General features: G+C 60.7%; 15 protein-coding genes. 9 read left to right on the plus strand and 6 right to left on the minus strand.

The window, feature by feature from the left end; translation table 11 throughout:
- The first annotated feature begins 62 nt into the window (after positions 1 to 62).
- The 3 genes from KUA23_RS01695 to secB are packed head-to-tail and all read left to right on the plus strand — an operon-like array spanning position 63 to position 1,254.
- Complete coding sequence (locus KUA23_RS01695; protein ID WP_010213877.1) at positions 63 to 476, plus strand: rhodanese-like domain-containing protein; 414 nt, start codon at positions 63 to 65, stop codon at positions 474 to 476.
- Between the two features lies 1 nt (position 477).
- A complete protein-coding gene (gene grxC / locus KUA23_RS01700; RefSeq protein WP_252993360.1) occupies positions 478 to 732 on the plus strand; it encodes a glutaredoxin 3 in 255 nt (84 codons plus the stop codon).
- A gap of 42 nt (positions 733 to 774) precedes the next feature.
- Positions 775 to 1,254: a protein-export chaperone SecB gene (secB, locus tag KUA23_RS01705; protein ID WP_010213875.1), complete on the plus strand. Its 480-nt coding sequence runs from the start codon at positions 775 to 777 to the stop codon at positions 1,252 to 1,254.
- A 158-nt stretch (positions 1,255 to 1,412) separates the two neighbouring features.
- Here secB and KUA23_RS01710 read toward each other — a convergent pair whose 3' ends face one another.
- On the minus strand, positions 1,413 to 1,868 hold the full coding sequence (locus KUA23_RS01710; protein ID WP_197901282.1) for a tRNA (cytidine(34)-2'-O)-methyltransferase: 456 nt from the start codon (positions 1,866 to 1,868) through the stop codon (positions 1,413 to 1,415).
- Between KUA23_RS01710 and KUA23_RS01715 the strand changes: the two genes are divergently transcribed.
- The gene (locus KUA23_RS01715) at positions 1,867 to 2,307 is read left to right on the plus strand and encodes a hypothetical protein (protein ID WP_078046460.1); all 441 of its coding nucleotides are present in this window, start codon (positions 1,867 to 1,869) and stop codon (positions 2,305 to 2,307) included. The two genes, KUA23_RS01710 and KUA23_RS01715, sit on opposite strands and share 2 nt — an antisense overlap.
- Positions 2,308 to 2,929: 622 nt before the next feature.
- On the opposite strand, the gene ntrC is transcribed toward KUA23_RS01715, so the two are convergent.
- From ntrC to glnA, 4 genes are all read right to left on the minus strand, one after another.
- Positions 2,930 to 4,366 carry a nitrogen regulation protein NR(I) gene (gene ntrC, locus KUA23_RS01720; RefSeq protein WP_069021257.1) on the minus strand — a complete coding sequence of 479 codons (1,437 nt, stop codon included), beginning with the start codon at positions 4,364 to 4,366 and terminating at the stop codon, positions 2,930 to 2,932.
- The gene (glnL, locus tag KUA23_RS01725; RefSeq protein WP_078046461.1) at positions 4,363 to 5,448 is read right to left on the minus strand and encodes a nitrogen regulation protein NR(II); all 1,086 of its coding nucleotides are present in this window, start codon (positions 5,446 to 5,448) and stop codon (positions 4,363 to 4,365) included. Before glnL ends, ntrC begins: the two co-directional genes overlap by 4 nt.
- Before the next feature lie 372 nt (positions 5,449 to 5,820).
- Positions 5,821 to 6,357: a chorismate mutase gene (locus KUA23_RS01730; protein ID WP_252993361.1), complete on the minus strand. Its 537-nt coding sequence runs from the start codon at positions 6,355 to 6,357 to the stop codon at positions 5,821 to 5,823.
- Between the two features lie 151 nt (positions 6,358 to 6,508).
- Entirely contained in the window at positions 6,509 to 7,915 is a 1,407-nt protein-coding gene (glnA, locus tag KUA23_RS01735; RefSeq protein WP_252993362.1) for a type I glutamate--ammonia ligase, read from the minus strand.
- 334 nt (positions 7,916 to 8,249) lie between these two features.
- Here glnA and thiI point away from each other — a divergent pair, with 334 nt between their 5' ends.
- Together thiI and typA are read left to right on the plus strand one after the other, a co-directional pair.
- Entirely contained in the window at positions 8,250 to 9,704 is a 1,455-nt protein-coding gene (gene thiI, locus KUA23_RS01740; protein WP_078046463.1) for a tRNA uracil 4-sulfurtransferase ThiI, read from the plus strand.
- 139 nt (positions 9,705 to 9,843) lie between these two features.
- Entirely contained in the window at positions 9,844 to 11,664 is a 1,821-nt protein-coding gene (gene typA, locus KUA23_RS01745; protein ID WP_025859468.1) for a translational GTPase TypA, read from the plus strand.
- A 238-nt stretch (positions 11,665 to 11,902) separates the two neighbouring features.
- Here the strand turns inward: typA and KUA23_RS01750 are convergent, their stop codons facing one another.
- Complete coding sequence (locus KUA23_RS01750) at positions 11,903 to 12,337, minus strand: YkgJ family cysteine cluster protein (protein WP_017529542.1); 435 nt, start codon at positions 12,335 to 12,337, stop codon at positions 11,903 to 11,905.
- Positions 12,338 to 12,563: 226 nt separating this feature from the next.
- Here KUA23_RS01750 and KUA23_RS01755 point away from each other — a divergent pair, with 226 nt between their 5' ends.
- From KUA23_RS01755 to KUA23_RS01765, 3 genes are all read left to right on the plus strand, one after another.
- Positions 12,564 to 15,014, plus strand: a complete 2,451-nt coding sequence (locus tag KUA23_RS01755) for a glycogen/starch/alpha-glucan phosphorylase (protein WP_078046464.1) — start codon at positions 12,564 to 12,566, stop codon at positions 15,012 to 15,014.
- Between the two features lie 200 nt (positions 15,015 to 15,214).
- On the plus strand, positions 15,215 to 18,733 hold the full coding sequence (locus KUA23_RS01760; RefSeq protein WP_252993363.1) for a DUF2339 domain-containing protein: 3,519 nt from the start codon (positions 15,215 to 15,217) through the stop codon (positions 18,731 to 18,733).
- On the plus strand, positions 18,733 to 20,085 hold the full coding sequence (locus KUA23_RS01765) for a DUF3999 domain-containing protein (protein ID WP_252994250.1): 1,353 nt from the start codon (positions 18,733 to 18,735) through the stop codon (positions 20,083 to 20,085). Before KUA23_RS01760 ends, KUA23_RS01765 begins: the two co-directional genes overlap by 1 nt.
- The last annotated feature ends 105 nt before the right edge of the window (positions 20,086 to 20,190 follow it).

The raw sequence follows: 20,190 nt of genomic DNA on the forward strand, positions 1-20,190 counted from the left end.
GGTTGGCCCCCCCTGACGGCTGTGTATACTTACCGCCATTTTAACGCCCTGGAACCTCCTTGATGGTTGATCACCTGATTGCATTTGCCACTGCCCACTATCTGCTTGTGGGTGCCTTCGTCATCCTGCTGGCGCTGCTGATCGCTCACGAATTGAGCCGCGGTGGCCGCAGCCTGAGCACGGCGGAGCTGACCGCGCTGGTCAACAAGGATGAGGCCGTTGTCGTGGACATCCGCCCGGCCAAGGATTTCGCCACCGGCCATATCGTCGGTGCCCTGAACATTCCGCAGGACAAGCTGATCGCGCGCCTGGCCGAGCTGGAAAAGCACAAGGCCAAGACCATCATCCTGGTCGACGCCCAAGGCCAGCACGCCGGCACCCACGCCCGCGAAATGCTCAAGACCGGCTTCACCGCCGCCAAGCTGTCCGGTGGCATCAGCAGCTGGCGCGCCGATAACCTGCCGCTGGTGAAGTGATATGAGCCAGGTTGTCGTGTATTCCAGCGATTGGTGCCCTTACTGCATACGGGCCAAGGCCCTGCTGGAGAAAAAGGGCGTTGCCTTCGAAGAGATCAAGGTCGACGGCAAACCCCAGGTGCGCGCCGAAATGGCCCAGAAGGCGGGGCGCACGTCCGTGCCGCAGATCTGGATCGGCGCCAAGCACATCGGTGGCTGCGACGACCTGTTCGCTCTGGAGCGCGCCGGTAAACTCGATGCGTTGCTGCTCGTCTGACTCCTAAACCCTAAAAGACCCCAAGATCAAGAAGGATCTGCGATGACTGACCAACAGAACACCGAAGCAGCAGAAGCCCAAGCTCCACAGTTCTCGCTGCAGCGGATCTACGTGCGTGACCTGTCGTTCGAAGCGCCGAAAAGCCCGGCCATCTTCCGCCAGGAATGGACCCCAAGCGTTGCGCTGGACCTGAACACCCGCCAAAAGGCACTGGAAGGCGACTTCCACGAAGTCGTGCTGACCCTGTCCGTGACCGTCAAGAATGGCGAAGAAGTGGCCTTCATCGCTGAAGTGCAACAGGCCGGTATCTTCCTGATCCAGGGCCTGGACGAAGCGTCCATGAGCCACACCCTGGGCGCGTTCTGCCCGAACATCCTGTTCCCGTATGCCCGTGAGACCCTGGACAGCCTGGTCACCCGTGGCTCGTTCCCTGCGCTGATGCTGGCTCCGGTGAACTTCGATGCCCTGTACGCTCAAGAGCTGCAGCGCATGCAACAAGAAGGTTCTTCGACGGTTCAGTAATTTCGAACCCGACGCAGTACTCAATGTGGGAGGGGGCCTGTGTGGGAGCTGGCTTGCCAGCGATAGCATCACCGTGGTGTGACTGACACACCGAGGTGCCTGCATCGCGGGCAAGCCCGGCTCCCACACAGGCCCCCTTCCACATTTGTTTTGCGGTGTTATTTGAAGCCGAGTTGGCGCCAGCCTTCGTAGACTGTAACCGCCACGGTGTTGGACAGGTTCAAGCTGCGGCAACCCTCGCGCATCGGCAGGCGCAGGCGATGGCCGTCGGGCAGGGCGTCGAGCACCTCGGCCGGCAGCCCCCGGCTTTCCGGGCCGAACAGGAAGGCGTCGCCTTCGGCAAAACTGGCATCATGGAATGGCCGCGAACCCTTGGTGGTGAACGCGAACAGCCGTGGGTGGCCCAGGCTTTCCAGGCAGCTGGCGAGGTCGGCATGGCGCTTGAGCGTGGCGTACTCGTGGTAGTCCAGCCCGGCGCGGCGCAGGCGCTTGTCGTCCATGTCAAAGCCCAGCGGCTCGATCAAATGCAGGTGGCAGCCACTGTTGGCGCACAGCCTGATAACGTTGCCGGTATTCGGCGGAATTTCTGGTTGAAAAAGGATGACGTGAAACATGCACGGCTCCGAAGGCAAAGATGCGCTGCATTCTACCCCCGAAGAGGACCCAAGGCCGAAGCTTATGCCTCGGGTCATGGGCTCTTTGGCGATTGTCGGCATGATGGTGGGCCTGATGATCGGCCGGCTGACCACCCCGGACCCGGTCGAACTGCAACAGGTCGAGACCGCAAGGGATGGCGTGGTGGTGTGGTTCAACAGTGAGCCCAAGCTGCACGGCGAGCATATCGACGGCACCGTGGCGCTGCTGTTCGACGCACAGGGCAAGGCCGCCGGTGGGCAACTCAAGGTCAATGAAAAAGACGTGAACTGGCGCGTGCGCAAGACCGATGGCGGCCTGCTGCTGAACCTGGTGGCGGCCCGGCCGTTGCGTGGGGAGTGGAAGGGTGAGAAGGCCGATGGCCGCTGGCGATTGGAGATCCATCTCCAGGAGGAATAAAAGAGGGAATCCCCGGCCTGCCTGTACCAAGGTCCCCAAAACGGGCTGGGGCTATGGGCGCTGTGCCACATAAGCCCCGGGTGTAAAGAAGGGAGTTCCCGGCCTGCCTGTACCAGGGCTCCCAAAACGGGGTGAAGCCGTGAAGGCTTCGGTGTTAAAGAGGGAATCCCCGGCCTGCCTGTACCGAGGTTCCCCAAAGCGGTGTGGAGCGCGACGCGGTTCGCATCAAGCACCCCGGATGTAAAGAGGGGATTCTCGGCCTGCCTGTACCAAGGTCCCCGAAACTGGGTAGTACAAGGGTTATTGCAGGGCGCGTGCCAGAGTCGCCAAGTTGTGCCAAAAAAATCTGCAGAAAGCGCAAAGCCCCGGAATACGGGGCTTTGGTGTTTTTGGCTTTTAGGTTCTTTTCAACGAGGCTGTAGTTTCGGGCTTTGGATTCGTGCCCGATGCCGGTTCATGGTGCATTGAAGCGGTGCACAGTCTTGGGTCCAACACAAAACAACTGTGGGAGCTGGCTTGCCTGCGATGGCGGTGTGTCAGCCATACATCGGGTGACTGACACGGTGCTATCGCGGGCAAGCCCGCTCCCACAGGGGATCTTTAGTGGATCAGAGAAGGTGGGTCAGCCTTCATCACCCTCATCATCATCCCCGCCGTCGACCTTCATCCCCAGCTCCTTGATCTTGCGCGTCAAGGTGTTGCGGCCCCAACCCAGCAACACGGCGGCATCGCGGCGGCGGCCAGCGGTGTGCTTCAAGGCGGTCTCGATCATGATCCGCTCGAACGCCGGCACGGCGCTGTCCAAGAGGCTCGACTGGCCGCGTGCCAGGGCCTGGTCGGCCCACTGGCGCAACGCCTGCTCCCAGTTGGTCACGGGGGCGGAGTCCTGCGGCAGGCTCAACAGCTCCGGCGGCAGGTCGCTGATATGCACTTCGCGCCCAGACGCCATTACGGTGATCCAGCGACAGGTGTTCTCCAGCTGGCGCACGTTGCCCGGCCACGGCAGGTTCTTCAGGTATTCCTCGGTCTCGCTTTTCAGCAACTTCGGCTCGACAGCCAGCTCTTGGGCGGCTCGGCTGAGGAAGTGGCGGGCGAGAGTGGGAATATCTTCGCGACGGTCCGACATGCGCGGAATGTGGATGCGGATCACGTTGAGGCGGTGGAACAAGTCCTCACGGAATTTGCCCGCATGCACCAGGGTTTCGAGGTTCTGGTGGGTCGCCGCAATGATGCGCACGTCGACCTTGACCGGCGTGTGCCCGCCAACGCGATAGAACTCACCGTCCGCCAGCACCCGCAGCAGCCGGGTCTGGGTATCGGCGGGCATGTCGCCGATTTCATCAAGGAACAACGTACCGCCGTCAGCCTGTTCAAAGCGGCCGCGACGCAGGTTGGCTGCGCCGGTGAACGCGCCTTTTTCATGGCCGAACAGCTCGGACTCCATCAAATCCTTGGGGATCGCCGCCATGTTCAAGGCGATGAACGGCGAGGCTGCCCGTGGGCTGTGACGGTGCAGGGCGTGGGCCACCAGCTCTTTACCGGTACCGGATTCGCCGTTGATCAGCACGGTGATGTTGGAGTGGCTCAAGCGCCCGATGGCGCGAAACACTTCCTGCATCGCCGGCGCTTCACCGATGATTTCCGGGGTGCGGGTGAGGGCCGGTGGGGCTTCCTGGTTCTGTTGTTCCTGGGCGTGCTGGTTCGCGCGCTTGACCAACGCCACCGCCTCGTCCACATCGAATGGCTTGGGCAGGTATTCAAAAGCGCCGCCCTGATAGGAGGCGACAGCGCTGTCCAGATCCGAGTGCGCGGTCATGATGATCACTGGCAGGCGCGGGTGCTGCTCGCGGATCCGCGCCAGCAAGTCCAGGCCGCTGGCGCCGGGCATGCGGATGTCGGAGATGATCACGTCGGGCTGCTGGCGAGCCAGGCGGCTCATCACCCCGTCGGCGCTGTCGAAGCTCTGGGTGGTCATGCCTTCCTGTTGCAAGGCTTTCTCGAGGACCCAGCGGATAGAACGGTCGTCATCGACGATCCAGACAGTTTCACTACGGCTCATGTCGATGGGGCTCCTTGTTCCAGAGGCAGAAAGATCGAGAAGGTGGTGTGGCCAGGATGGCTCTCACATTCGATCAGGCCCTGATGCTGGCTGATGATGTTCTGGGTAATGGCCAGGCCCAGCCCGGTACCGTCCGGGCGGCCGCTGACCATGGGAAAGAAGATGGTTTCCTGGAGTTCCGCAGGAATGCCGGGGCCGTTGTCGATGATTTCGACCTTGGTCACCAGGCGATGGCGCACATGGCCGATGGTGAACTGACGCAGGGCGCGGGTGCGCAGGCTGATGCGGCCCAGGCGCAGTTCGTTCTGGCTGCTGATGGCCTGCATCGCATTACGCACAATATTGAGCACCGCCTGGATCATCTGTTCGCGGTCGATCAATACATCGGGAATGCTCGGGTCGTAGTCGCGCACCAAGGTGATGCAGCCCTGGCTTTCGGCCTCTACCAACTGGCAGACACGCTCCAGCACCTCATGCACGTTGGTCATTGCCAGGGACGGCAGCTTGTTGGAGCCGAGCATGCGGTCCACAAGGTTCCGCAGGCGGTCGGCTTCTTCGATGATGACGTTGGTGTAGTCCTTGAGGTGTTCCTCTGGCAGCTCGCGGGCCAGCAGCTGCGCTGCGCCGCGAATACCGCCCAGCGGGTTCTTGATCTCATGGGCCAGGCCACGCACCAGCATCTTGCTGGTTTCCTGCTTGGACAGCTGCGCTTCCTCCTTGGTGATGCGCAGCAGGCGGTCACGGGGGTGCACTTCCAGCAGCAGCAAGGTGGTGCCGTTGCTGAGGATCGGGGTTACGGCATAGTCGACGGTCAGGGTCTGGCCGGTGAGGGCCGTGAGCATCGCCTCGCGTTTGGTGAACGGGTGTGCCTGCTCCACGGCCTGGCGCAACGAGCTCAACGCCTCGGCCGACTCAGTAAACAATTCGCTGATGAACTGCCCATGGCTGCGCTGGCCGCTGATAGCCAGGAGCATTTCCGCCGCCGGGTTCATGTACTCAAGACGCAAGTCGTCATTGAGCAGGATGGTTGCGGTGGTCAGGTTGTCGAGTAGCAAACGGTGCAGTGCATCGCTGATGGTCATCAGGACCTCTTTTGGAGCAAGGCGCGGGCTTGAGGCACACGCTGATACAAGGAAAATGCAAAAACCAAACCAAGGCTCCGAAAAGAAGCGTGCAAGCCCTGAAATGGGGGTTTTAGGCGCGAAACTGTGGCGTTCTGCCAGCTTGCTCGGGAAGTTTCGAACCAAAATGGGCTGGACAGGTGGGAAGGGTGCAGCCTATCGCACCAATATAGTGCGGTTTTGTGAAGGTTGTTCAGGAAGGTATAACCGAATACGCCCAATCCAAATGTGGGGGCTTGCTCGCGTAGGCGGTGTTTCAGTCAATGCATCGAGACTGACACACCGCCTTCGCGAGCAAGCCCGCTCCCACAGTTTTGATTGGGTTTGCAACGCTTAACCTTTGTAGATGCACAGCTCGGCGGTGGCGCGGATCATTGCCAGTTGGCGCAGCGGATCATTCAGTGGCTCATGCACGGCGGTGGCGAGCCATTTGGGGCACTGCGGGTCCGTGCGCTGCGGGGTAAAGTCAGCCAGTTGCTGCAGCAGGCGTTTTTGCAGTTCATCCAGCTGCGGGCGAATCTGCTTGACCAAATCCGGGCGGGGGTCGTCAGGCGCCTTGCCCTGGAACTGCCAGTCGGAAAGGTGGGTGTACTGCACCAGTTTGTTGGCCTCGATCTGCGCCGAAAAAAACTGCTCGGCGGCGGCCGAGTCCAGCTTGTAGGTCGGCGCCTGGGCGCTGACGCTGGCGATCACCTCTTGTTCACGCTTTTTATCTTCTACCGGCTTTTTGCTGTCCCATTTGCTCAGGGCTACCTGATCGGCAATTTCCAGGCGTTCGGCGATGCTGTTGAGCAGCGGCTCGAGCGTGGGCGGCGCAGCACTCGCAGTGGCACTGACAAACAGCAGAGCGAACACTAGTCGATGTTTCAAGGATGATCTCCTGTGGGGGTGGGCTTGCCCGCGATGGCGGCGTATCAGTCAATACAATAGGTGCCTGGCGCGGCGCAATCGCGGGCCAAAAAAAAGACCTCCCGGGGGAGGTCTTTTTTGTCACGCCGCTCTAAGAAGCGGCGCTACTGGATCAGCAGCTGTAGTACAGCTCGTATTCCAGTGGGTGTACGAAGGTGCGAACCTTGATTTCTTCTTCGCTTTTCAGGCTGATGTAAGCGTCGATGAAGTCGTCGCTGAACACGCCGCCTTTGGTCAAGAACGCACGGCCCTTGTCCAGCTCTTCCAGGGCTTCTTTCAGGCTGCCGCACACTTGTGGGATCTCTTTGGCCTCTTCAGGCGGCAGGTCGTACAAGTTTTTGTCGGCGGCGTCGCCAGGGTGGATCTTGTTCTGGATACCGTCCAGGCCGGCCATTACCAGGGCAGCGAAGGCCAGGTACGGGTTGGCTGCTGGATCCGGGAAGCGGGCTTCGATACGGCGAGCGCGAGGGCTGGACACGTAAGGAATACGGATCGAAGCGGAACGGTTGCGCGCCGAGTAGGCCAGCATTACCGGTGCTTCGAAACCTGGGACCAGACGCTTGTAGGAGTTGGTCGACGGGTTGGTGAAGCCGTTCAGGGCCTTACCGTGCTTGATGATACCGCCGATGAAGTACAGGGCAGTGTCGGACAGGCCGGCATAACCTTCGCCAGCGAAGGTGTTCTTGCCATCTTTGGCGATGGACAGGTGAACGTGCATACCCGAACCGTTATCGCCATACAGTGGTTTAGGCATGAAGGTAGCGGTACGGCCGTAAGCGACTGCAGTGTTGTGTACGCAGTACTTCAGGGTCTGTACTTCGTCAGCCTTGGCAACCAAGGTGTTGAACTTCACACCGATTTCGTTCTGACCGGCAGTGGCCACTTCGTGGTGGTGCACTTCGATGACCAGGCCCATGTCTTCCATGGCGTTGCACATGGAGGTACGGATTTCGTGGTCGTGGTCGAACGGCGGAACTGGGAAGTAGCCACCTTTGATACCTGGACGGTGGCCATGGTTGCCGCCTTCCACGTCTTGGTCGGACATCCAGGAGCCTTGTTCGGAGTAGATCTTGAACATGGAGCCGGAGATGTCGGACTTGAACTTGACTTGGTCGAAGATGAAGAATTCTGGCTCTGGGCCTACGAATACGGTGTCACCGATACCGGTGGACTTCAGGTATTCCTCGGCACGCTTGGCGATCGCACGTGGGTCGCGGTCGTAGCCTTGCATGGTCGAAGGCTCGATCACGTCGCACACCAGGATCAGCGTCGGCTCTTCGGTGAACGGGTCGAGTACGGCAGTGCTGTCGTCCGGCATCAGGATCATGTCGGAGGCTTCGATGCCTTTCCAGCCAGCGATGGAGGAACCGTCGAACATTTTGCCTTCTTCGAAGAAAGCTTCATCCAGCGCGTCGCGAGCCGGCATGGTCACGTGGTGCTGAGTGCCTTTGGTGTCCGTGAAGCGCAGATCAATCCATTTAACGTCATGATCTTTGATGAGTTGAACCGACTTCGACATAGTGTCCTCCGGGTGGCTTCGGGCTGGGGTAGTGGAGTTAGCCCTTAGAATGTGGGTGATGCCGGCGCGGATACTCCGCCATGGCAACCTGCCTCACAAGAGAGCAAATTGCATGCCAGTGCGCCAACATGGGTTTTCTGCTCCAAAAACGCCCCTATAAAGGTGCATTACGACAAAAGCCCAAAAATAGCGCACCTCAATGTAGCGTAAAGAGGCACAAATGCACCTATTTAGTGCGTGTCGCGTGCTGTGCATATTAACTGGTTAAACCTTGAGCGATTTCCGCTATAATCCGCGCCCCCCTTTTTCAGCAGGCCCGGCGCGCGCTGTTTCCATGAAATTAATCGTTAAAGTCTTCCCCGAGATCACCATCAAAAGCCGACCGGTACGGACGCGTTTCATCCGTCAGTTGGCCAAGAACATCCGTGCCGTGCTCCGCGATCTGGACCCGGCTGTGGTGGTGAACGGCGTGTGGGACAATCTCGAGCTGGAAACCCGTATCACCGAGCCCAAAGCCTTGAAGGACATGACCGAGCGCCTGAGCTGCATGCCGGGCATCGCGCATTTCCTGCAGGTGGATGAGTACCCGCTGGGCGACTTCGACGACATCACCGAGAAGTGCAAACAGCACTACGGCAGTGAGCTTGAAGGCAAGATCTTTTCGGTGCGCTGCAAGCGTGCCGGCAAGCACACTTTCAGCTCCATGGACGTTGAGAAATACGTCGGCAGCAAGCTGCGTCGCGAGTGCGGCGCAGCCGGAATTTCCCTGAAAGCGCCGCAAATTGAAGTGCGCATGGAAATTCGCGACCAACGGTTGTTTGTGATCCACAGCCAGCACAACAGCATCGGCGGCTACCCGTTGGGCGCCCTGGAACAGACCCTGGTACTGATGTCCGGCGGTTTCGATTCCACGGTGGCGGCCTACCAGATCATGCGCCGCGGCCTGATGAGCCACTTCTGCTTCTTTAACCTGGGCGGGCGTGCCCACGAATTGGGCGTGATGGAAGTCGCGCACTTTATCTGGAAGAAGTACGGCAGCTCCCAGCGCGTGCTATTTGTAAGCGTGCCATTCGAAGAAGTGCTGGGCGAAATCCTCGGCAAAGTCGATAACGGTCATATGGGCGTGGTATTGAAGCGTATGATGTTGCGCGCTGCCTCGCGGATTGCCGATAAATTGCAGATTGATGCGCTGGTGACCGGCGAAGCGATCTCCCAGGTGTCCAGCCAGACGCTGCCGAACCTGTCGATCATCGATTGCGTCACCGAGAAGCTGGTGCTGCGCCCGCTGATCGCCAGCCACAAGCAGGACATCATCGACCTGGCAGAACAGATCGGCACTGCCGATTTTGCCAAGCACATGCCTGAGTACTGCGGGGTCATCTCGGTTAACCCCAAGACCCACGCCAAGCGTCACCGCGTGGAGCATGAAGAGAAAGAATTCGACATGGCGATTCTGGAGCGTGCGCTCGAGAACGCCAAGCTGGTCCCGATCGATCGTGTTATCGACGAACTGGGCCAGGACATCAAGATCGAAGAAGTCAGCGAAGCCCTGGCCGGCCAGATCGTCATCGACATCCGTCACCCGGATGCCGCTGAGGATGAGCCGCTGGACATCGCCGGCATCGACGTACAAACGCTGCCGTTCTATGCACTGAACGCGCGTTTCAAGGAACTGGATAACAGCCGTCAGTACCTGCTGTATTGCGACAAAGGCGTGATGAGTCGCCTGCATGCCCACCATTTGCTCAGTGAGGGGCATGCCAATGTGCGCGTTTATCGACCGAGCTAAGAGCCCGGGGCTGTTTGCCTGTGGCCTGCGTCACCGGCCCCCCGACTCTGCCGTCAAGCTGTAACGGCAAGGCCTGACTCTACTGTTAATCGCTGCCACGACCTGTCAGCACACCGAATCCTCTGATCGAGATACACAAGTGATCGAAAATCTACGTAACATCGCCATCATTGCTCACGTTGACCATGGTAAAACCACCCTGGTAGACAAACTCCTGCGTCAATCCGGCACCCTGGAGCGCAACGAGCTCAACGACGAGCGCGTGATGGACTCCAACGACCAGGAAAAAGAGCGCGGTATTACCATCCTGGCTAAAAACACCGCTATCAACTGGAACGGCTACCACATCAACATCGTGGATACCCCGGGCCACGCCGACTTCGGCGGCGAAGTAGAACGCGTAATGTCGATGGTTGACTCCGTTCTGCTGCTGGTTGACGCTCAAGACGGCCCTATGCCGCAAACCCGTTTCGTGACCAAGAAGGCTTTCGAAGCCGGCCTGCGTCCGATCGTGTGCATCAACAAGGTTGACCGTCCAGGCGCGCGTCCGGACTGGGTTCTGGACCAGATCTTCGACCTGTTCGACAACCTGGGTGCCACCGAAGAACAGCTGGACTTCAAAGTCGTCTACGCCTCGGCCCTGAACGGCATTGCCGGTCTGGACCACACCGACATGGCTGAAGACATGACCCCGCTGTACCAGTCGATCGTCGACAACGTACCTGCGCCGGCTGTTGACCGTGAAGGTCCGTTCCAGATGCAGATCTCCGCACTGGACTACAACAGCTTCCTGGGTGTTATCGGCGTTGGCCGTATCGCTCGTGGTCGCGTCAAGCCAAACACCCCGGTTGTCGCTATCGGCGCCGACGGCAAGAAGCGTAACGGTCGTATCCTGAAGCTGATGGGTCACCACGGTCTGCACCGTATCGACGTTGAAGAAGCTGCAGCTGGCGACATCGTGTGCATCAGCGGTATGGACTCGCTGTTCATCTCCGACACCCTGTGCCACCCGGACGCGGTAGAAGCGATGAAGCCTCTGACCGTTGACGAGCCAACCGTTTCCATGACCTTCCAGGTAAACGACTCGCCTTTCTGCGGTAAAGAAGGCAAGTTCGTGACCTCCCGTAACATCAAGGAACGTCTGGACAAAGAGCTGCTGTACAACGTTGCTCTGCGCGTTGAAGAAGGCGACTCGGCTGACAAGTTCAAGGTTTCCGGCCGTGGTGAGCTGCACCTCTCGGTACTGATCGAAACCATGCGTCGCGAAGGCTTCGAAATGGGCGTTGGTCGTCCAGAAGTAATCATCCGTCAGGTTGACGGCGTGAAGCAGGAACCGTTCGAAAACGTCACCATCGACACCCCTGAAGAATCCCAGGGCAAGGTGATGGAAGAGATGGGTCTGCGTAAAGGCGACCTGACCAACATGGTGCCGGATGGCAAAGGCCGTGTGCGTCTGGAATACAACATCCCTGCGCGTGGTCTGATCGGTTTCCGTAACCAGTTCCTGACCCTGACCAACGGTGCTGGCATCCTGACCTCGATCTTCGATCGCTACGACACCATGAAGTCCGGCGACATGTCCGGCCGTCAGAACGGTGTTCTGGTATCGGTAGAAACCGGCAAGGCGCTGACCTACTCCCTGGAAACCCTCCAGGCACGTGGCAAGCTGTTCGTTGAACACGGTCAAGAGATCTACAACGGTCAGATCGTTGGTCTGAACAGCCGTGACAACGACATGGGCGTCAACCCAACCAAAGGCAAGAAGCTCGACAACATGCGTGCTTCGGGCAAAGACGAAACCATCGCTCTGGTTCCACCTGTTCGCTTCACCCTGGAACAGGCCCTGGAATTCATCCAGGACGACGAGCTGTGCGAAGTCACGCCTAAGTCGATCCGCCTGCGTAAGAAGATCCTGGACGAAGGCGAGCGTACCCGCGCTGCCAAGAAAGCCAAGAACTGAGTTAACTCAGGCTGAATGAAAAACGCCCCCGGTCGAAAGGCCGGGGGCGTTTTTTTATGCCTGGATTTTTCTGGTGAGCCCGCTTGTTGTGGTGAGCGGGCTTGCCCCGCGCTGGGTGGCGAAGCCGCCCCAAAACCAGGCACCTGAGTTTTATCTGGAGAAATGCAGTGGCCGGGTTAGGGCCGCTTCGCAGCCCAGCGCGGGGCAAGCCCGCTCACCACAGGGGTTTGGCTGTCGATCAGAACTTGTCGAGGGTTTTGAACTTGGTCTCGCGCACCACTTCCTTCGGCTTGTACGCGCAATACCCTGGCCGTGGCCCGATCTTCGGGTGATTGCGGCAAGTATCCGGGCGCTTGTCATAAATAGTGCAGAAGCGCGTCTTACGATCCAGGTACAGGCAATCGTTGTTGCTCATGCGCTGCAGGGTAAAAATCTCGGATTTGGAATTGAAGCGCTCGACGATGCCTTCCTTCTGCAGCCGCTTGGCGATGTTTTTCGGCGGGTCGCCGCGCTCGAACTCATCGACGATGCCAATGCGGATCAGGTCCTTGATCTTCACTTCGACCGGCAGCGTGCAGCAGCTGGACACGCAACCACCGCACATATGCGCGGAATATTTCTGCCACGTTTCAAGACGGTCGAGTTCCGCGGCGGCGATCAGTTGAGGCTTCATCAAGGTTCCAGGGTGAGGCGGTATCAGGGCGCGCGATCATACCGGGATTGGTGGTTTTTTGAACAATATTTCGCAAATTTCATCCAGACGGGTATTCGGGCACGCGCCCTGCATCTAATTCGCGCAAAGGTGAATGAGTTAAAAAACTGCCGAACCAGAGCGTCTACCGTCTGTCAGACCGTCTAGGCTCTAGCAACTCCTTCTATCTCGCCCGAGGTCGCAATTGATGTCTCAGGAACCACTTGCACGAGAAGCAGAGGTAGCCGCATTTCGCGATGCCGTCTTGACCAAACTCACCTACGCGGTGGGCAAGGACCCGGATCACGCCTTCGACCATGACTGGTTCGAGGCCATTGCCCTGGCCGCCCGCGACCAGATGGTCGACCACTGGATGGACCATACGCGGCGTATCTACCGCAAAGGCCAAAAGCGGGTTTATTACCTTTCCCTGGAATTCCTCATCGGCCGCCTGCTCTACGACAGCCTGAGCAACCTGGGCGTGCTGGAGATTGCGCGCGAAGCGCTGTCCGAGCTGGGCGTCGACCTGGAGCGCATCCGCCTGCTGGAGCCCGACGCGGCGCTTGGCAACGGTGGCCTGGGCCGCCTGGCGGCGTGCTTCATGGAAAGCATGTCGACCCTGGGCATTGCCGGCCATGGGTATGGCATTCGTTATGAGCACGGCTTGTTCCGCCAGGCGATTGTTGATGGCTGGCAGCAGGAACAGACCGAACGCTGGCTGGATTTCGGTAACCCGTGGGAGTTCGAGCGGGCCGAAGTGATTTACCCGATCGGCTTTGGCGGTAGCGTCGAAACCCTCGCGGATGCTTCCGGCAAGATGATCCAGGTGTGGTCGCCCAACGAAACCGTACGGGCCGTGGCCTATGACACCCCGGTGGTCGGCTGGCGTGGCGCAAGTGTGAACACCCTGCGCTTGTGGCGCGCACGGGCGGTAGAAGACCTGCACCTGGAGCGCTTCAACGCCGGTGACCACTTGGGCGCCGTCGCCGAAGTGGCCCGCGCCGAGAGCATCTCCCGAGTGCTTTACCCGGCCGACAGCACCGAAGCGGGGCAGGAGCTGCGTCTGCGCCAGGAATACTTCTTCGTTTCCGCCTCCCTGCAAGACTTGCTGCGCCGCCACAAGAACATGCACGGCTCGGTACTGAGCCTGGGCGAGCACGCTGCGATCCAACTCAACGATACCCACCCGTCCATCGCCGTGGCCGAGTTGATGCGTCAACTGGTCGACCTGCACGACATTCCGTGGGAAGCGGCGTGGGACGTGACGGTCGAAACCCTGTCGTACACCAACCACACCCTGCTGCCCGAAGCGCTGGAAACCTGGCCGGTCGGACTGATGGAGCGCATGCTGCCTCGGCACATGCAGATCATCTACCTGATCAACGCCCAGCACATCGACTCGCTGCGCGCCAAAGGCATCCACGACTTTGACGTACTGCGCGCCGTCTCGCTGATCGAAGAAGACAACGGCCGCCGCGTGCGCATGGGAAACCTGGCGTTCCTCGGTTCCCACAGCGTCAACGGCGTATCCGGCCTGCACACCCAGCTGATGCGCAGCACGGTGTTCTCCGAGCTACACAAGCTGTACCCGGAGCGTATCAACAACAAAACCAACGGCATCACTTTCCGTCGCTGGTTGTACCAGGCCAACCCGAAGCTCACGTCTATGCTGGTGGAGGCACTGGGTCCGGACATTCTCGACAAGCCCGAAGAGCGGCTGGTGGAGCTTGAGCCGTTCGCCGAGAAACAGACGTTCCGCAAGGCATTTGCCGAGCAGCGTTTGCACAGCAAGCGCGCGCTGGCGGACATCATTCATGAGCGCCTGGGCATCGCGGTCAATCCGGCGGCGATGTTCGACGTGCAGGTCAAGCGTATCCACGAATACAAGCGCCAACTGCTCAACCTGTTGCACACCGTGGCGCTGTACCAGGCGATCCGTGCCGAGCCTGGCACTGACTGGGTGCCGCGCGTGAAGATCTTCTCCGGCAAGGCGGCGGCCAGTTATCACCAGGCCAAGCTGATCATCAAGCTGACCAACGACATCGCGCGCACGGTCAATAACGACCCGACCGTACGTGGTTTGCTCAAGGTGGTGTTCCTGCCCAACTACAACGTGAGCCTGGCAGAAAGCATCATCCCGGCAGCGGACTTGTCGGAGCAGATTTCCACGGCTGGCTTTGAAGCCTCGGGTACCAGCAACATGAAGTTCGGCCTCAACGGTGCGCTGACCATCGGCACCATGGACGGCGCCAACGTCGAGATGCACGAACGCGTCGGTGCCGAGCACATGTTTATCTTTGGTCTCAGTGCGCAGCAGGTGGAAGCGCGCAAACACGCCGGTGAGTTCAACGCCGGGGCCGACATTGCAGCGTCCCATCGGTTGAATGATGTGCTGCAAGCGATTCGGGGCGGGGTGTTCTCGCCGGATGATCCGGGCCGGTACGTGGGGCTGATCGATGGGCTGATCGACTACGACCGCTTCCTGGTCTGTGCTGACTTCGATTCGTACTGGGACGCCCAGGCGCGGGTCGAGGCGCATTGGCATGATTCCAAGGCGTGGTGGCGTTCGGCGGTGCTGAATACCGCGCGCATGGGCTGGTTCAGTTCGGACCGGACCATCAGGGAGTACGCGACCGAGATCTGGAAAGCCCTCGACTAAACAACGCTGGCCTGCACATGTGTGCGGGTTTATGTGGGAGCTGGCTTGCCTGCGATAGCATCACCTCGGTGTGACAGCTACACCGAGGTGTCTGCATCGCGGGCAAGCCCGGCGCCCACATAAGCTTGCTTCCACATGGGGTCTGCGTCGATATACTAGGCGCCAGTTTGCCCGCCTCGGGCTGCTTAGGGATATCGACCATGCAATGGATTTTCATGCTGATTGGCCTGGTGCTCGGCTGGACGCTCGATGAGTCGTTCAGTGATGCGGGTATCGGAGCGCTGTTGGGCTTGGGCATTGGCCAGGCGATTCGCCTGTCAAAGCTGGCGACTCAGGCGGACCAACAGGCGCGTCAGTTGGAAACCACGCAGAAGGCGCTGATTGCGCTGGGTGATCGTCTGCGGCAGCTGGAAGTGCCCACGCCGCCAAGCAATATCGTCGTCGAAGCCCCAATCCCTGAACCCACACCTGTTGGCAAAGCGCCCGATTTGGTTTGGGAGCTGCCGGCCGAATTGGCGCCGGTTGCCATCGTTGCCGAACCAAGCCAGCCGCTGCCGGCTGATGTATGGGCGCCCGCCCCGATACCAGAACCCAAAGAACCTGCCATCCCCCGTGGCCCCAACCTGATCGAGCGCGCCATCAGTGGCGCGCGCAATTGGTTGTTCGGCGGCAACACCGTGCTGCGTGTCGGCGTGGTGCTGTTGTTTCTCGGTCTGGCGTTCCTGTTGCGCTATGCCACCGAAGGCATGGTGGTGCCGATCGAATTACGTTACGCCGGCGTCGCTGCCGCCGCATTGGGCCTGCTGGGCCTGGGCTGGTGGCTGCGGCTGCGTAACAGCAATTACGGCTTGATGTTGCAAGGCACCGGGATCGCGGTGCTGTACCTGACCGTGTTCGCTGCGATGCGCTTGCACCCGCTGATCGACCCCGGTGCGGCGCTTGGCCTGCTGGTGGCCGTCACGGTGTTCTCGGCGATCCTGGCGATTACCCAGGATGCGCTGGGCCTGGCCTGTGCGGCGGCGCTGGGTGGTTTTGCCGCGCCGATTCTGACTTCCACCGGCGCTGGCAACCATGTGGCGCTGTTCAGTTATTTCGCCCTGCTCAACGCCGGCATCCTGGCGATTGCTTGGTTCAAGGCCTGGCGCCTGCTCAACCTGATCGGTTTTGTCGGCACTTTTGGGATTGGCTTCGCTTGGGGGATGCGCTCCTACACGCCGGAACTGCTGTGGAGTACCGAGCCGTTCCTGATGCTGTTTTTCCTGATGTACCTGGCCATCGGCCTGCTGTTCGCCCGGCGTAAATTGCTCGAGATGCGCGACGCGCCCGAGGATGACAGCCGTGGTGCACTGCTGCGCTGGTCGGCGGCCAAGGGTGATTATGTCGACGGCAGCATGCTGTTTGGCCCGCCGCTGGTGGGTTTCGGCTTGCAGTTTGCGTTGGTGCAGCACCTGGAGTTTGCCGCAGCGTTCAGCGCCTTGGGCCTGGGCATCGTCTACATGGGCCTGGCCCGGCTGCTGAGCGGCGGGCGCGCTTTGTTGCTGGCGGAAACCTGCCTGGCCTTGGGGGTGATCTTTGCCAGCCTGGCCATCCCCCTGGGCCTCGACGCGCGTTGGACGGCTGCGGCCTGGGCGGTGGAAGGCGCCGGCATTTTCTGGCTCGGCTTGCGTCAGCAGCGGCCGTTGGCGCGCGCGTTTGGCCTGTTGCTGCAAGTGGGTTCGGCGCTGGCGTTCCTCAGTGAATTGGGTGTCGGTGAGCACACCTTGCTCAGTGGCGCGCCGTTGGGCGCGCTGCTGCTGGGCGCTGCGTTGTTGTTCAGCTTTGACCAGTTGCGCAAGGCGTCCGAGGAGCAGTCCTCAGACTGGGAGCGCAAAGGCCTCCCGGTGTTGGCTAGCCTTGGCTTGAGCTTTTTGTACCTGCTCGCGCCCTTGTTGCTGGCTACCCAAGGCACCGCTGTGAGTTGGGCAGTCGCTGGCCTGGTGACGCTGTTTATAGGCCTGCGCATCGGCTCGCGCACCTTCCTGTTCACCGCATTCGCTGTGCAATTGCTGGGTGGCGCGGTGTTCCTGCTGCGGTTGCAAGGTGGCGACGGCGCAGCGGTGTTCAATGCCGGTTGGAGCGGTTTGCTCACGGCGTCGTTGATTGGCTTGGCCTTGATCGGTGGCATGTTGTTGGCGGCGCGTGACGACATCGTGCGCAGCGATGTGCGGCTGCTGCGCGGGTTGTCGGTGGTGCTGTTGGCGGGCCTCGTATTGATCAACCTCGCGGTGCTGTTCGTGCTGCCGTGGGAAAGCGCCAGTGGCGTGTGGGCGGCCAGTGGCTTGTTGGTCATCTGGCTGAGCCTGTACCTGCAACAGCGGGTCAGTTTTGTGTTCGGCTTGCTGCTGCAATTGGTGGGCGGCGGTTCGTTCCTGCTGGCGGTACCGGAGTTGCTCGGGCCACTGACCAGCGAGGGGCTGCGTCCGTTGGCCCACAGCGGTTTCTGGACGCCGATGGTGCTGGGCCTGGCTGCACTGGTCGGCGCCTGGCGCTTGCAGCGCGAACCCCATGCGCCGGTGTTTGCCGTGTTGAAGCTGCAACGCTTGTCGGACTTGTTGTTGGTCTGGGGCGCGGCCTGGTGGACGTTGGCGCTGATCGGCGAAGTGTTGCGGTTTATCCCACAGGAATTGCAGGGGGCATTCCTGCTGGGGTGCGCGGCAATCAGCGTCGCGGTCTGGATGCTGCTGGCTGCGCGCCTGAAGTGGGTGTCGCTGGGGGTGTTGTCCACCCTGCTGATGCCCGCGGTGGGCTTGGTGTTGCTGGTGTACGGACATACTTATTACCACCCCGCGGCGGAGTACGGCTGGCTGGCGTGGTCGGCGGTATTTGTGGTGCATTTCATCTCGCTGCGACGCCTGGCGGTGATTGTGCCCGCCAAGGCGTTGAGCGTGGCCCACGTACTCGGCTGCTGGATGCTGATCGGCATATTGGCGCTGGAGTTGCGCTACGGTCTGCTGAGGTTTACTGCCGAGTACAACGCCTGGCGCTGGCTGGGCTGGGCGATCCTGCCAAGTCTCTATCTCGTGCTGGCCGCTTCGCCACGTCGTTGGCCATGGCCGGTGTCGGCGTATCCAAGGGAATATCGGGCGTTGGCGGCCGTGCCATTGGCGGTGCTGATGCTCGGTTGGTTCTGGCTGGCGAACAGCTTCAGCGACGGCACGGCCAAACCGCTGCCCTATGTGCCGCTGGTCAATCCGCTGGACTTGGGCCTGCTCTTTGCGCTGCTGGGTGTGTATTGGTGCGCGCGAAGTGTCGCGCCGCTACGGGGGCCGCGTACCGAGCTTTTTGCCCAAGGTGTCGCGGGTGTCTCGCTGTTTGCCTTCTTCACTGCGCTGGTGATGCGCACCGCCCACCATTGGGGCGGCGTGCCGTTTCAACTGGATGCGTTGCTCGAATCCATGCTGGTACAGGCCGGCCTGTCGATTGTCTGGACCCTGATCGCTCTCGGCCTGATGATCGGCGGCCACCTGCGCCATCGCCGCGAGGTGTGGCTGATCGGTGCAGTGTTGATTGCGGTGGTGGTCGCCAAGTTGTTCTTTGTCGAACTGAGCAACCGCGGCGGTCTGGCGCGGATCGTGTCGTTTATAGGCGTGGGTGGGCTGTTGCTGGTGGTGGGTTACTTCGCACCGCTGCCACCCAAGCGTGCCGAACCGGTGTTGGACACTGAAGGAGCATCCCCTTGATCGGTAAGTTGAGCGTGGCCGTGCTGGGCCTGTGTACGACCTTGTCTGTGTGGGCGCAGGAAACGCCGGCTGACTTCACCGCCCACGTGCCGCTGAACGTCAGCGGCAGCGGCCCTTGGTATCGCCTGGAGTTGCCGCTGGCGGTGCAATTGAACGCGCGCCAGGCCGATCTTGGCGATGTGCGCGTGTTCAACGCCGCCGGCGAGCCGCAGGCCTATGCGTTGTCGCGACAGGCCTCGCAGCGCAGCGAAAGTCGCAACGTGACGGCGGTGAAGTGGTTCCCGCTCTACGCCGCCGACACCCAGCAAGCCCTGCCAAACGTGGTAATGAAGGCCACCACTTCCGGCACTCTGGTGGAAATCAAACCGTCCACAGCCCCCAAGCCTGGCAAGCAAGTGCTGCGGGGCTGGGTATTGGACGCCAGTGCAATCAAGGCGCCCCTGCAGCAATTGAGCCTGGACTGGAGTCGCGAGCAGGAGGGCTTCCAGCGTTTCAGCATTGAAGCCAGTGATGATTTGCAGCACTGGAAAGCCTGGGGCGATGGGCAAGTGGCGCGCTTGTCATTTGCCGATGAACGGGTCGAGCAGCATGACGTGAGCTTGCCGGGGCAATCGGCGCGTTATTTGCGGCTGGTGTGGCAAGGCCAGGCGGCGCCGTTGTTGACGTCGGCCAAGCTGGAGAGCGCCACCAGCAGCACCTTGCCGATGCCGTTGGTGTGGTCGCAGGCCTTTCCAGGGGAGCGGCTCAAGGCGGGAGAGTACAGTTGGCAATTGCCGACGGGGCTGAATGTCGAGCGCTTGCGGGTCGAATTGAAGCAGCCCAATACGCTGGCGCCGGTGACGTTGTCGGGTCGAAGTGACGCCAAGCAAACCTGGCTGCCGTTGAGCAATGGCCTGCTGTACCGCCTGACCCAGAACGGCAAGGACGTGGTGCAGGATGAATTGCAGTTGCCGGGCCAGACGGTTGCCCAGTTGAAGTTGCAAGTGGACGAGCGGGGCGGTGGACTGGGCGTCGAAGCCCCCGCCTTACGCGTGGCCGTGCGTGCCACGCAACTGGTGTTCCTGGCGCGGGGTGAGCCGCCCTTCAGCCTGGCGCTGGGGAACGCGTCCGTGAAAGCCGCGAGCTTGCCACTTTCGACGCTGATTCCCGATTACAGTCCCGAGCGTTTGAAGGCGCTGGGCCAGGCCACCTTGGTGGGAGAAATCGCGGTCAAACCGCCTGCGATTGCCGCCTTGCCCGAAGCCGGCACCGACTGGAAGAAACTCGGCCTGTGGGCCGTGTTACTGCTCGGCGTGGCGGCACTGGGTGCCATGGCCTACAGTTTGCTGCGCAAGCCGCCGGTGGCAGGTTAAATAAAGTCCATGAACTCTATTGGGTTTAAATCCTCTGATAGGAGGAAATACGCCCCGACTCGCGTTAAACTGCGCGGGTTTTCAGCCCCCCCATTCTCCGGAGCC

The sequence above is a fragment of the Pseudomonas pergaminensis genome, from assembly GCF_024112395.2.
Taxonomy (GTDB): Bacteria; Pseudomonadota; Gammaproteobacteria; order Pseudomonadales; family Pseudomonadaceae; genus Aquipseudomonas; species Aquipseudomonas pergaminensis.